General features: G+C 58.2%; 9 protein-coding genes. 4 read left to right on the forward strand and 5 right to left on the reverse strand.

Translation table 11 applies throughout. From position 1 onward, the window contains the following. Together eutB and eutC are read left to right on the forward strand one after the other, a co-directional pair. Window positions 1-331, forward strand: a 331-nt coding sequence (gene eutB, locus H1Y01_RS07405; RefSeq protein ID WP_180539804.1) for an ethanolamine ammonia-lyase subunit EutB, incomplete at its 5' end; no start/stop codon positions are given. Continuing rightward, window positions 328-1,053: an ethanolamine ammonia-lyase subunit EutC gene (gene eutC / locus H1Y01_RS07410; protein ID WP_180539805.1), complete on the forward strand. Its 726-nt coding sequence runs from the start codon at window positions 328-330 to the stop codon at window positions 1,051-1,053. The genes eutB and eutC, both read left to right, overlap by 4 nt. 267 nt (window positions 1,054-1,320) lie before the next feature. Here eutC and H1Y01_RS07415 read toward each other — a convergent pair whose 3' ends face one another. The 4 genes from H1Y01_RS07415 to H1Y01_RS07430 all read right to left on the reverse strand — a co-directional run bounded on the left by H1Y01_RS07415 (window position 1,321) and on the right by H1Y01_RS07430 (window position 7,494). Further along, complete coding sequence (locus tag H1Y01_RS07415; RefSeq protein WP_180539806.1) at window positions 1,321-2,703, reverse strand: amidohydrolase family protein; 1,383 nt, start codon at window positions 2,701-2,703, stop codon at window positions 1,321-1,323. 16 nt (window positions 2,704-2,719) lie between these two features. Beyond that, window positions 2,720-4,378, reverse strand: a complete 1,659-nt coding sequence (locus tag H1Y01_RS07420; protein WP_180539807.1) for a hybrid sensor histidine kinase/response regulator — start codon at window positions 4,376-4,378, stop codon at window positions 2,720-2,722. A gap of 1 nt (window position 4,379) precedes the next feature. Continuing rightward, window positions 4,380-5,897: an ATPase domain-containing protein gene (locus tag H1Y01_RS07425; protein WP_219341358.1), complete on the reverse strand. Its 1,518-nt coding sequence runs from the start codon at window positions 5,895-5,897 to the stop codon at window positions 4,380-4,382. A 100-nt stretch (window positions 5,898-5,997) separates the two neighbouring features. Beyond that, a complete protein-coding gene (locus tag H1Y01_RS07430) occupies window positions 5,998-7,494 on the reverse strand; it encodes an aldehyde dehydrogenase family protein (RefSeq protein ID WP_180539808.1) in 1,497 nt (498 codons plus the stop codon). Between the two features lie 303 nt (window positions 7,495-7,797). Here H1Y01_RS07430 and H1Y01_RS07435 point away from each other — a divergent pair, with 303 nt between their 5' ends. Then, window positions 7,798-9,447 carry a S8 family peptidase gene (locus tag H1Y01_RS07435; protein ID WP_180539809.1) on the forward strand — a complete coding sequence of 550 codons (1,650 nt, stop codon included), beginning with the start codon at window positions 7,798-7,800 and terminating at the stop codon, window positions 9,445-9,447. 201 nt (window positions 9,448-9,648) lie between these two features. Continuing rightward, window positions 9,649-12,069, forward strand: a complete 2,421-nt coding sequence (locus tag H1Y01_RS07440; protein WP_180539810.1) for a sensor domain-containing diguanylate cyclase/phosphohydrolase — start codon at window positions 9,649-9,651, stop codon at window positions 12,067-12,069. Window positions 12,070-12,369: 300 nt separating this feature from the next. On the opposite strand, the gene H1Y01_RS07445 is transcribed toward H1Y01_RS07440, so the two are convergent. Continuing rightward, window positions 12,370-13,476 (reverse strand): sensor histidine kinase, encoded by a 1,107-nt coding sequence (locus H1Y01_RS07445; protein WP_180539811.1) that lies wholly within the window; start codon window positions 13,474-13,476, stop codon window positions 12,370-12,372. Window positions 13,477-13,978: the final 502 nt, after the last annotated feature.

The raw sequence follows: 13,978 nt of genomic DNA on the forward strand, positions 1-13,978 counted from the left end.
AAAGCAGATTCTACGCGCCGCCTTAGAAGATCACTTCTGCGGTAAGTTACTCGGACTCCCCATGGGCTGCGATGTCTGCTATACAAACCACGCAGAGGCGGATCAGGACGACATCGATACGACTCTCACGCTGCTAGGCGCTGCCGGAGTGAATTACATCATGGGAGTACCGGGCGGCGATGACATCATGCTGAGTTACCAAACGACTTCGTTTCATGACGCGCTCTATCTGCGCCGGATCTTGAATCTGAAGCCGGCTCCGGAGTTTGAGGCCTGGATGAATACCCGCCACGCGGAATTGCCGGACTCAGTAGCGCTATTGGAAACATGAGCACGCCTCGTCTGCGGGATTTCACGCCGGCTCGCGTTAGTCTGGGCCGCTCGGGCCACAGCCTGCCCACCCATGAGATGCTGAACCTACAGTTGGCCCATGCCCGTGCCCGGCAAGCCGTGCATTCAGCGCTCGATTTTCGTCTGCTTGAGATGGAGTTAGCGCCCATCATAGGGGAAACAATCCTGGTACACAGTGCGGCGGCGGACCGCGTGACCTATCTCCGGCGGCCTGACCTTGGCCGCAAGCTCACCGACCAATCGCGCGCCTTACTTGTTAGTAGGAAAGCACGCTTTGACGCTGCCCTCGTCATTGCGGATGGATTGTCGGCACTCGCAGTTCAACTGCACGCGGCTCGGATGATTGGGGCGCTCCTCGCTCGACTCGATCCGGCGGATTGGAGCTTTTCTCCCGTGATTGCTGTTGAGCAAGGCCGCGTCGCGATTGGCGACGAAATCGGCTTCTGTCTCGGGGCTGCCATGTCCGTGGTATTCATCGGCGAGCGGCCGGGTCTAAGTTCCTCGGATAGCCTGGGCGCCTACCTGACCTGGAACCCGCGCCCCGGCTTGACCGATGCCGAACGGAACTGTATTTCGAACATTCGCACGGAAGGATTGAGTTACACACTCGCCGCTCACCGGCTTGCTTTCCTGATGAACGAGGCCAAGAGAGTGAAGCTATCGGGGATTGGGCTGAGCGAGAGTGCAAACGTGATCCCCTAATTTACTCGCCACAGATGAACCACCCGCGGTCCACCCTGGGGAATGAAAACGTTGAACACTCCGTTGCCGCGGGGGCTGCAGTATTTGAGTCGCTGCAAAATACCACATACGGAGCCGCGACGGTGACGGAGCGGTTACAACCGGGGCATCCGCGTTCTCGCGGCAAAAGCATTCGAAAGGTTCTTTTCCGGAGCACCAGCTCCGTTACCGTCGCGGCTCAGTATGCTGACAGGTATTTTCAGAACAACACGGATAAGGCAAGACACACTAATGAGTGAACGATGAGGCTACTTGCTTTTTGTACTCTTCGGCCTTTTTGAGGATTGCCGGTTCATCTAAGGTCAGAAGCTTCCGATTCTCCATTACCAGCTTGCCGTTGATCACGCTTGTCCTAACATCTGAATCCTTCAGCGCGTACACAATCTGCGCGTATACGTTATACATTGGCGTGGAGTGCGGAGCGCCGGTATCCACCACGATAACGTCCGCCTTCTTTCCCGTTTCAAGTGAACCCGTTTGCTTGTCGATATGGAGCGCGCGCGCCCCGGTTATCGTCGCCATCGCGACCGTCTGTTCCGCCGGGAGCGCCGTCGGGTCCATGCGCGCGAATTTCTGCAGCTTTGCGGCTAAATCCATCTCCCGGAACATATCCTGATCGTTGTTACTTGCCGCGCCATCGGAACCGATTCCGACCGGGACACCGGCCGCCAGCATTTCAGGCACGGGACTTAGACCGGCCGCTGACTTCATATTGCTCGACGGATTGAAGGAGCAGCCCGCGCCGGAATGAGTCATGGTCTGGATATCCGCCTGATCGAGCCAGACGCAGTGCGCTCCCAGCAAGTCCGGTCCCAGGACTCCGATGCGCGCCAGATACTGTACCGTTGAAGTCCCGTGTTCGCGGCGGCTGACATCCCGTTCGTAAGGGGCCTCCGCCAGGTGCATCAGAATGGGAGCGTGATGCGCCCGAGCCAGTGCCGCCGAATCCTTCAATAGCTTCTCCGGGCACGTATAGATTGAGTGCGGCGCTACCGCGGGGATAATCAGCGCGTCGTCCTTCCAGCGGGTGAGAAACTTCTCCGTGTAAGTGAGCGCCGCGGCTGCTGTCTTGTTATCCGGCGCCGGAAAACCAATGACTGTCTCACCCAGGACGCCTCGCATTCCAGCTTCTTTGAGCGCGTCCGCTACTTCGTTTTCGAAATAATACATATCGGCCGCCGTTGTGGTCCCGCCACGAATCATTTCGAGAAGACTTAGTTTCGTCGCCCAGGTAACAAAGTCGGCAGTAACGTTCTTAGCTTCAGCCGGAAAGATATACTTTTGGAGCCAGTCCTCTAACGATCGGTCTTCGGCGAGCCCGCGGAACAGACTCATGGCCATATGAGTATGGGCATTGATCAAACCGGGCATGACCAACGCTCCCCGCGCGTCGATAACCTTTCGAGCGTCGTATTCGGATGTAACCTGGCTACTCAGACCAACCGCAATGATCCGTTCCCCCGCGATTGCGATTGCGCCGTCTTCGATGATGCGCCGGTCCGCGTCCATCGTAACTACCGTCCCATGGATCAAGACGAGATCAACCGGCCTCCTTTCCTGTGCCTGGGAGTACGGGTTCAGAACAATAAACAGCAGAGCCGGCAGGCGCATTCCACGAACTACCCTACTACTGGCCGTTAGCATTGGTTGCGGAGTCATCGCCCAGAACGCCTTTGAGCATAGCGGCCAGATGCGCGGATGTATAAGGCTTCTGGATAAACCCCGCTAAATCGGTGCCTGTAAACCGCTGCACCACTTCGGCTTCATTGAAGCCGCTCGAAATAATAACCTTTACATCCGGCCGGATGGTTTTCAAGTGACGGAAGACCTCTTCTCCGCCCATGCCGGGCATGGTTAAGTCCAGTAACACGCCTGTGATCGAATGACTCCTGTCTTTGAAGACTCGAATCCCCTCCAAACCGTCGGCGGCGAGAAGGCTATCGAAACCGTGCCTCCGTAAAGATGCGCGCGCGGCTTTTCGAACGACCTCCTCGTCGTCAATGATGAGAACCGTTGCGCCATTACCGCTGACGGCCACCTCCCGAAATACCTTTTCAGGCACGTTGGGCCTTTCAGCAGTCTCCAGTGCTGGGAATAAGATACGAAAGGTAGTGCCCGCGTCCAAACGGCTTTCCACTTTCAGCAGCCCTTTATGGCCTCGGACAATTCCCTGAACGGCGGCCAACCCAAGCCCGCGGCCCGTGAACTTCGTCGTAAAGAAAGGATCGAAGATGCGCGCCAGCGTACTTTCGTTCATTCCGGCGCCGTTGTCCCAAACCTCTAATGCGATATACGTTCCCTCCGTTAGCTCGCCTGAACCAAAGTTCGGGCTGAGATCATCGTTGTTTACACTCTTTGGGTTAACACGCTTGAGACTGGTAGTCAAGACCACATCTCCCGTCCGATTCTCCGGAATCGCTTCGGCTGCGTTGATCACCAGATTCATAATGACCTGCTGGATTTGGGCGGCGTCGCCCTCAACAGCGGGAAGATCCGAAGCTAGATTCAACCGAAGAATGGCATTCTTCGAGATAGCCGCCTGAATCAAATGAGTAACCGCGCGCACCATAGCGGAAAGGTCCACAGGCTCGATAACAAACTTGCCTTTCCCCGCGTATGCCAGCAATTGCTTTGTCAGATGGGCCGCTCGCTCGCTAGCATTTACTACATCGGTGAGTAAGGAAGAGACGTCGGACAGGCCCGGCGGCAGCGACTCTAAAGCCAGGCTCGCGTTTCCCATAATGCCGGTCAACAAATTGTTAAAGTCGTGAGCCACCCCGCCCGCCAACACGCCCAGGCTTTCCAGCTTCTGAGTTTCTAGTAACTCTACTTCGTGACGCTTTCGCTCGGCTAGATAATCGCGCACCTGATACTGTCTGCGCCGCGCCCGTAAACCGGATCTCACGCTGCTCAACAGAGTAGCCAATCGAATGGGGCGCTCCAGTATCGTAACGTTGGTGTCGTCCCCCAGCAGCTTCAGTAAGAGCGTGCTGATGTCGCTTGCGCGCGTTCCGGTCGTCGTCAGAAATACAAGGGGGAAATCGGACCAGGCCGGCTGTGAGGATAGAGCCCGCAGCAGAGGTTCGAGAGACACGCCGATAAGCGCTTCTTCAGCCACCAGCGCCAGCCCCGCTCCGGACTCGATCCCCCTCGCCAGATCGTCAACCGTCCGGCAGATTTCACAAGCCAGACGGCCGTTTTTGAGCATCTCGCTGATGAGCGCGGCATCGCGTCCCGTGGGCGCCAGCACCAGAACGCGGTGCGCTGCCGTATCCGATTGCGGCATGCTAGGGAACCCGCCCGGAAATTAGATCTTCCGGCTTGCCTTTGTAAACCGGTATGCCGGTCAACACGCCCTCGAAATCGGTAAGCGGCTGTCCGACCTCGATTCCGTTTCCGGTCACGTGAAGCTCCCGGATGGCCCGTTCATGACCGCCGGTGCGTTTTTTAATCACCGCGATAGCTTGCCTGACTTCACCGAACGCTTCGAAGTACCTGAGCAAGATTACAGTATCGGCCAGATAAGTCACGTCAATGGGCGAATGCATGGCGGCGCCAACCAACCCATGCTGGGCGAGGACCATCAACGTGAGAACTCCGCGCTCATTTAGATACACCAGGAGTTCATGCATCTGGATCAGCAAAAATGCCTCGCTGGGCATGGCGTTCAAGTAACCGTTCAGACTATCGATTACGACTACCCGGGTATTCTCATTTTCAACGGCTGTTCTTATTTTGTAGGTAAATTCACCGGGCGACATTTCGGCCGGGCCTACCTGCTCCACAGTAATGTTTCCGAGCTCGATTTGGGCGCTCAGGTCTAACCCCAGGCCGCCCGCGCGCTCCAGGAAGTTATCTCGTGTTTCTTCGAAAACATAGCAGGCGACCCGGTTGCCTTGTTGCGCCAGCGTCAGGGCATATTGCGTAATCAAGGTCGACTTACCGGCGCCGGCCGGACCCATTATTAATGTGCTGGTTCCGTAATGAATGCCGCCGCCTAGTAAGAGTTCGAGTTGCGGCTTGCCGCTGTGCGCTTCTTCGCGCCGGCCCGGCCGCGGAGTTGCCATCCTGTTTTGTGATGCTATTAACCGGGGATACAAGATCAGGCCGCCGAACCGAATCGAAAAGTCGTGGTGACCTTCCATGAACTGTAACCCGCGCATCTTCGCTACCGTAAGTCGCCGGCGCGCTCCACCGTACTCTGCGGCGAGCCGCTCCAGCAGGATCACCCCGTGCGAGATACTCTGCAGCTGTAGGTCGGTTTGCTCCGACGTCCGGTCGTCCAGCAACACAACGGTGCATTTCCGTCCCGCGAAAAACTGTTTCAGCGCGAGCACCTGCCTCCGGTACCGTAGAGGCTCACGGGCGAGCAGGCGCATCTCCGACAGCGAATCGAAAACCACGCGCGTAGCCTGCGACTTATCTACTTCTTCACAGATACGCTTGGTGGTTTCGCTCAATTCCACCTCGGCGGGGTGGAACACCGTATATTGCTCTTCGGCATTGAGGCGTTCTTCGATCGTTCCCAGTTCGAACAGACCGATTCCGTCGAGCGACCAACCGTGGGACTTCGCGACCGTTCGAAGTTCGCTCTCCGTCTCGGAGAGTGTTACGTAGAGAACGTTTTCTCCCTGACGGCGACCTTCCAAAAGGAACTGGAGCGCGAGCGTCGTCTTACCGGTCCCCGGATCTCCTTCTACCAGATACAGGTGATTTTCCGGAAGCCCTCCCTGGAGGACCTGATCGAGCCCCCCGACTCCCGTGCTGATTCTGCGCTCTCGATGGATAGTCTGATCTCGGCTCAAAGGCAGCGCTCCGCGGCTCTAATGGCCGCCGCCTAACACCATTGCAAGACGGCGACCAAATTCGACATGTCCGCAGGCGCGGAGAACTAACTCAGAGCCGTTACAGCCGCACGCAGACGGCTTTCTTTTCGGTGTAGATCTCGAGCGCGTCGTGCCCCATTTCGCGGCCCCATCCCGATTGCTTGTAGCCGCCGAAAGGCAGACCCGCATCGAAGATGTTGTAACAGTTAATCCATACGGTACCCGCGCGGAGTTCCGCGGCGAGGCGGTGGGCCTTGCTGATATCGGAAGTCCAGATGCCCGCGGCGAGGCCGTACATCGTGTCGTTCGCGCGCGGCAGGACTTCATCAAGATCGTGGAACGGCGTGGCGGCGACCACTGGGCCGAAGATTTCTTCCTGTACGACCTTGGCGTTATGCGGCGCGTCCACCAGCACCGTGGGCTCGACAAAGAAGCCTTTGCCCTCGCGTTTCTTCCCCCCGGTCAAAGCCCGGGCGCCTTCACTGAAGCCGCTTTCCATGTAGCCGCAGACGCGGTCGAACTGCTCCTGCGAAACGAGCGGACCCATGTCGCTTTCCGGATCGAGCCCCGGCCGCACCCGAATCTTTTTCGCTCGATCCGCTACGCCTTGCACCACTTCATCGAAGATCGGCTGTTCCACATACAAGCGCGACCCGGCGCAGCAGCACTGGCCGTGATTGAAGAAGATGGCGTTGGCCGCGCCGTCGATTGCGGTCGAAAGATCCGCGTCTTTGAAGATCACGTTGGGTGACTTGCCGCCAAGTTCGAGCGACACTTTCTTTAGGTTGCCGGCCGCGGCTTGCAGCACGAGCTTGCCTACTTCCGTGGAACCCGTGAACGCCACCTTATCGACATCCGGATGAGCGGCCAGCGCCGCGCCCGCTTCACCATATCCGGTGACGATGTTAACGACGCCCGCGGGAAAGCCCGCTTCGAGGATCAGCTCGCCCAGACGCAATGCGGAGAGCGGCGTCTGCTCGGCGGGTTTTAGAACCACGGTGCATCCGCAGGCCAGCGCGGGTCCCAGCTTCCACGCAGCCATGAGGAGCGGGAAATTCCAAGGGATGATCTGGCCCACCACGCCCACCGGTTCGCGGAGCGTGTACGCCAGGTACTGAGCGCCGGGCGTGTACGGGACCGACAGCGGGATCGTGTTGCCTTCGAGTTTGGTGGCCCAGCCCGCCATGTAACGGAAATTGTCGGCTACCAGCGGGATGTCGGCCGCGCGCGCGACGGTAAGCGGCTTGCCGTTATCCAGCGACTCGAGTTCAGCAAGTTCGTTCAAGTTGGCCTCGACCAGATCGGCCAGCTTCCAGAGAAGACGCGCGCGTTCCGCCGCGGTCATCCCGCGCCACGGACCTTTCTCAAAGGCGGCGCGGGCGGCCTTCACAGCGAGATCGATGTCCATCGCGTCGCCTTGCGCAACGCGCGACATTTCCTCGCCGGTCGCCGGGTTGAACACCGGAAAAGACTTTCCGGATACGGATTCCACCCACTGGTTATTGACCAGCATCTTGCGTGGGCGGGAGAGAAATTCAGTAACGTTCGAAGAAACGGGAAGTTGGGCGGTGGCCATGGAAACTCCTTCGTGGTGGCTTTCGTTAGATACTTTATCGCGAACCCGGCGGCCGTTTTTGCGGTGGGCGATCGCGACGTTTGGGCTTGTAGTGGCGGCGAGCGGGTTTACCTGGGGCGCTACCCGTAAACAGCGAAAGTACCTGACATTTTCAGTACTTATGACGCATGGTGTTATTCGGTGTTTGCGCCGATAGCCTGTCTGTGCAAGGAATTACCACTTTGAAACCGGACTTCGATTTTTGGATGATCCATCCTTTGCGCAACTTGTGGTCTCTGGAAGATCACAACCAGGAGGAACGAATTGAAGAAGAAATTAAGGCTGGCCGCAACCGGCGTTCTGGTTGTCGCATTTGGAACCACCGTAGCGTGGGGCGGCGACAAACTCGCTCCTGAATTACAACTCGAAAAGACTGCCGCCGGCCGTCTGGCGGCCAATGTCGAAGTGATCGTCCAGTATAAAGTAACTCCCACGCAGGCTCACCACAACAAAGTTATCGGCCTCGGAGGCAAACTCAACAACAAACTGGACTTTATCCGCGCGGCGCACTACTCCATTCCGGCGTCAGCGGTGCAGTCGCTGGCGAACGATCCGGACGTGACTTACATAACACCCAATCGTCCGATTGCGGCCATGTTCGATCAGCTCACGGATGACACCGTCCATTCCGACTGGGCGAATTCAATCGGCCAGAAAGGCGCGGGAGTCGGCGTCGCCATTATCGACAGTGGAATTGTCGACCTGCCCGATTTTTCTAACAACGGTACGGACCGCATCGTCTACAACCAGTCTTTTGTCGGCGGTACCGCGGCCGACCAGTTTGGCCACGGGACGCATGTTGCCGGCATACTAGCGGGCAACGGCAATGGAACCGTTTATATCGGAGTAGCCCCATCCGCCAATATCATTAACCTTCGCGTCCTCGACGCAAACGGGCATGGCACGGACGCCGGCGTAATCCAGGCGATTCAGACCGCCGTTTCCTTAAAGAGCCAGTACAACATCCAAGTGATCAATCTTTCGCTTGGTCGTCCCGTTCTCGAGTCCTCCGCGCTCGACCCGCTCGATCAAGCCGTTGAAGCGGCATGGAAGGCGGGCATTGCCGTGGTCGTTGCAGCCGGTAACGAGGGACGCGATAATAACGACAACACGAACGGCTACGGAACGATCGCCGCGCCGGGCAACGATCCCTATGTCATCACCGTGGGGTGCATCAAGAGCAATGGCACCGCGACGATGAGCGATGACACCATCGCCAGCTACAGTTCGAAGGGCCCGACCGCATTCGATCATTATGCGAAGCCGGACGTGGTCGCGCCGGGTAATCTGGTCATATCCACGCTGCCCCCCGGGCTGACGCTGTCGAACCTTTACCTGGCCAATCGTGTAGCCGGGAACTTCTTCATACTCAGCGGTACCAGCATGGCCACACCCGTGGTGGCAGGCGCCGTTGTTCTTGGTTTGGGAGCCGACCCGAACTTGACTCCCGATCAGGAAAAAGCCGCACTCATGCTTTCGGCTACCAAAAGCTACTTCCCGAAAAGCAGCGTGGCGGTCGATCCGACTACGGGGATCAGTTACACCAGCAATTACGATATCTTCACCGTGGGCGCCGGTGAACTGAATATACGGAGCGGATTCTCGCTGCCTTCGGCGCCTCCGGTCAGCTCCGCTGAATCCCCTTATGTGTCGTACAGCGCAACGACTGGGCTGGTCACACTACAAGGTGTAAGCGGTCAAAACGTGGTCTGGGGATCGAACGTTGTATGGGGTTCCAACGTGGTCTGGGGATCGAACGCGATCCTGTCCAACAACGTCGTCTGGGGTTCGAACGTGGTTTGGGGCTCCAGCTCAACGACCGGGTTCAATGTCGTGTGGGGCTCGAACGTGGTTTGGGGCTCGTCCACCGACGCCGCGGAAACTTTGCCCGTGACGATCGCCGGCGAACAGTAAAACCGCATTGCTTCTATTGCCGGGTCGATCGGAACGTCGACCGGAGCGTCGAGAGGAACAAGGGGCCGCGAGCGTGTGCTCGCGGCCCTCGCCTTTTGCAGACGACTTTTCCTCGGCGGATTCCGGTCCCACCGTAAAGCATTTAGACCCTACGGTCGATTCTTCTGGGGGAAGGCGAATTTAAAGGCAGACGAATTGGCGATGTCTATCATGAGTAGGGCTTACTGGCTATCGATGGTCCTCATTGGATCGAGCCTCAGCGCATTCGTGTTGGTCCACTGGCGCGCCGATCAGGAAAACCTTCCGAAGTTTGCTCTCTACTCTCTGGCGGCGATTCTCACTTCCCGGCTCAAAATCAGCTTGCCGGGGGTTTTTGGGACGCTGTCAATGAACTACCTGTTCGTGTTTCTTGGCATCCTTGAACTGCGCCTCGGATCGGGTTTAATCATCGGACTATGCGGGATTCTTGCCCAGACACTAATCCGGCCCAAGCAGAAGCCGCGCTGGCATCAGGTGCTCTTCAATCTGGCATCGATTTCTTTGCCGATCTCCTGCGCTTACGGCGTGCTCCGTTTGCCCGCGCTGCGATCGCTTGACCCGACCTCGATTCTCCCTCTGCTCTGCGCTTCGATGACTTACTTCCTCCTGAACACTTCCGCCGTGTCCGTGATCCTCGGCCTGACTACTCGGAACTCACCGGTGAACGTGTGGCGGGAATCGTTTTTCTGGACGTCGCCGCAGTACCTCGCGGGAGGCGCCATCGCCGGAGCGCTGCACTTCGTGAATCATTTCGTGCCGTGGCAGGGATTGCTGCTGAGCGCGCCTCCGATCTACCTTGTTTATCTTTCTTACCGTCAATATCTTGGGCGGGTCGACGAGCAGCAGAAACATATAGGCGATATGGCGCGCCTGCACTGGCGGACCATTGAGGCGCTGGCGCTTGCCATCGAAGCGAAGGATGACATGACGGCGGCCCATTTGAAACGCGTTCAGGTTTATGCCACCGAGGTCGCTAAGGACTTGAACCTCTCCCCCATGGAGATGAAAGCAATCGAAGCCGCGGCCTTGTTGCACGACATCGGAAAGCTGGCGGTGCCGGAGTACATCATCTCGAAACCCGGTAAGTTGACGGCCGAAGAGTTCGAAAGGATGAAAATTCACCCGGCGGTCGGAGCTGAGATTCTGGAGCGTGTGGATTTTCCTTATCCGGTCGTTCCCATTGTGCGCTCGCACCATGAGAAATACGACGGTACGGGTTATCCGGACGGTCTCAAGGGCGAAGAGATACCGATTGGAGCGCGCGTAATTGCGGCTGTGGATTGTCTTGATGCCCTGGCTTCCGAGCGCCAATACCGGCCGGCGATGCCTCTCGACGAAGCCATGGCTGTGGTCCAAAGCGAATCGGGAAAAAGTTTCGACCCTCGGATTGTCGCGATTCTGCAGACGAAGTATCGGGAACTCGAAGCCATCGCAAAAGCTGAACTCGGCACGAACACCAGCAAACCCCAGCGTGTAGCCACCGGAAACGAGACGGCGCCGGCCACAGGTTTCGCCGCCCCAACGGACGCGGTTCATCAACCCGCGAGTAGTAACTTCACGGCGGCGATTGCGAACGCTCGACGGGAAGTTCAGATGCTTGTCGAGATGACGAACGACTTAGGCTTTTCACTAAGTTTGGACGAGACCATGGCGCTTCTCGCGCTACGACTGGGCGCCTGCGTTCCCCACGACACCATCGTCATTTACATTGTTCAAGGCAATCACCTGAAGCCGCAGTTCGTGAAAGGAGAAAGCTTCCGGTTGTTCTCTTCTCTCGAGATTCCGATCGGTCAGGGCCTGAGCGGTTGGGTGGCGGAAAACAATCAATCCATCGTCAACGGAAACCCGAGCGTAGAGCCCGGCTATCTGAACGATCCGCAACTGACTACGGCACTCCGGTCAGGCATATCGGTCCCGCTTCTGAGCGACGGAGAGGTAGCCGGGGTTCTGAGCCTTTATAGCGTTCGCCCCGAGGCGTTCAGTCAAGATCATTTACGTATCTTGCTGGCCATAAGATCGAGAGCGGGAACGGCGATTGCGAACTCGATGCGCATGACCAAGCTCAAGAGCGCTGCCGATACGGACGAGCTGACGGGACTGCTGAACGCCGGCGCTCTTTGCCGCGCGCTCGCTGACGGCATTTCGATCGCGCAAGCCACGGGAACGGCGCTTTCTGTAATCATGCTGGACCTCGATGGGTTCAAACAAGCAAACGACCGGTTCGGTCATCTGACGGGAAACCGGATCTTGGAACGGATCGCGACCGAATTGACCCTCGCTGTCCGGTCCTCAGATTACGTTGCCCGCCTTGGCGGCGACGAATTCGTAGTGGTCCTGAAAGACGTAGGAAGTCACGTGTTAAACAATCTCCTGGACCGTATCAATGAAATCGGTCCCAGGGTGTCGATGGAGGTATGCCACGAGCCGCTGGTCCAGATGAGCGTCGGCGTGGCCGCCTATCCCGAGGATGGCTCCGACGTCGATAGTCTCCTCGAAACCGCGGATCAGAAGATGTATGCGGCCAAAAGGAAGCGAAAACTGGAGGCCGCGTCGCGGATACACGAGGTGAAGAATTGTGCATGAAGCGCAAAGGGCGCGGGGCGCGAACCCGCGCTCGGTTTTGCGCGAGTTCCACCGAGGACTCGTCAGGCCGCGCGGGTCGTCCTCGCAACCCGGAAGTTCATCCATGGGCTCCCCGATGTGGGTCTCCGATGTGCATCGGCCGGCCGCACGAGCTCTGGAACAACAGGGCCGGCCGACTGGATCGCGCGAAGCGCGAGACGCCAGGCGAGAGCCTCTGGCCGGGTTCCCTGGGCGCGAAACCGAAGAATGCCGCCTGGGATGAGGCGCAGTCTTGCCGCGTTTTTCCGGCCCCGCGTTCTTTCAAATCGAGGAGGCTTCCATCGCTGAAGGCCCACGCTCGGGGAACCGCACCTCAAACGCCGATCCGCCGGCCGAGCGATCGAGGATTAAGTCGCCATCGATTTGCTTCGTCAGGATCTTAACGATGCGCAGGCCGAGGGACTTCGAACCTTCCCAATCGAAGCCTTCCGCGATCCCGACCCCGTCGTCGCAGCAGCGCAGCGAGAGTTCTCCCGATTCCAGCCGCGCAAAGCGGACGGTTACGGTTCCGCTGCGTCCGTCCGGAAAGCCATATTTCAGTGCATTGGACACTAATTCATTCAGAATCAGGCCGCAAGGAATCGCTAGATGCACCGAAAGATCAATTTCCATGGCTTCAATTTGAACCCGGACGATGCCGGTCTCAACGGCATAGGCGGCGCAAAGTTCATTCGTCAGCTGCCGCACATAGAGGCCAAAGTTGACCCGATCCAGTCGATCGGTGCCATAGAGGCGTTCGTGGATAAGCGCCATGGACAGGACCCGCTTCTGGCTCTCCGCGAGCGCAATGCGCGCCCGGTCGTCGTCGATGCGGCTAGCCTGCATTCCGAGAAGCCCCGCGATAACAGCCAGATTGTTTTTCACACGGTGGTGGACTTCCTTGATCAACACCGTTTTTTCGGCCAAAGCCTGCTCCAGGCGCTCGCTCTGCCGCAACGCCTCCTCGGTCCGCTTGAAGGCCGTTATGTCGTTATTCACCTTCACCACGGAGACCGGAACGCCGGTGGCATCCCGGTGCAGCACCCAATGGCTCGCCACCCAGAGGGGCGCGCCATCCCTGGACCTCTGGCGGAATTCGCCGCTCCAAGAGCCCCGTTCGATGACCTCGTCCATAATGTCGCTAAACGGGATCGGTAGTTCGCTGTTCAACAATTCGTGGCTTTTGCAGCCGAGCGCTTGTTCGCGGGACCAGCCATAGAGCGCCGCCATACCCCCATTCCAGAACAGAATTCTCCCATCTAAATCCTGGATGACGGTTTGTGCTTTATCGAGCGCCGCCGTAAGTTCGGACAACCGGGCGTTGGCTGTCTCTAACTCTTTCGTCCGCTCGGTGACACGGCTCTCCAACATCACATTAACGATGTTCACGGCCGCTTCAAAGTCGGTAATAAGTCTCCCTCAGCACTGTTCGTACTGTGCGCGATCGGCTAACTCGGCTGCGCCCAACCGATCAATGACGATTCTTCGAAGCGCATAGCGCGGGACCCGCGCCGCCAGATCGCAAAAGAGCGAATGAAACCTGGCGCCGCGGGGCGCGTTCGCTAGGTGTAGAAAACCATCGCGCCCCGCCGCGTTCGCAATGTTCAATGGGAAGTTCGTCCCGAAAGAACGGCGCTAGCGGAAGACGTGCCTGGGCGGCATTCTTTCGCCGATTTTTCAGGGAGCCGCGAACCGTTCCCATCGCCCCCAGCCTGGGGCGCGCTCCGCGGCCGCTCGATGTTTGCCGATCGCCGCTTCCTGGGGCGGAGCATTGAATCGGCTTCGCCCGGAAGCCGGAAACGCCGGTCACGTTCGCCCGATCGATTGTTTGCCGGCTGGAGTCAGCGGTCAAATAAATAACAGGAATATCCCGGCGCTCACGTAACACCGG

Origin of the sequence: Nevskia soli, from assembly GCF_903970205.1 — a bacterium.
Taxonomy (GTDB): Bacteria; Acidobacteriota; Terriglobia; order Bryobacterales; family Bryobacteraceae; genus Bog-113.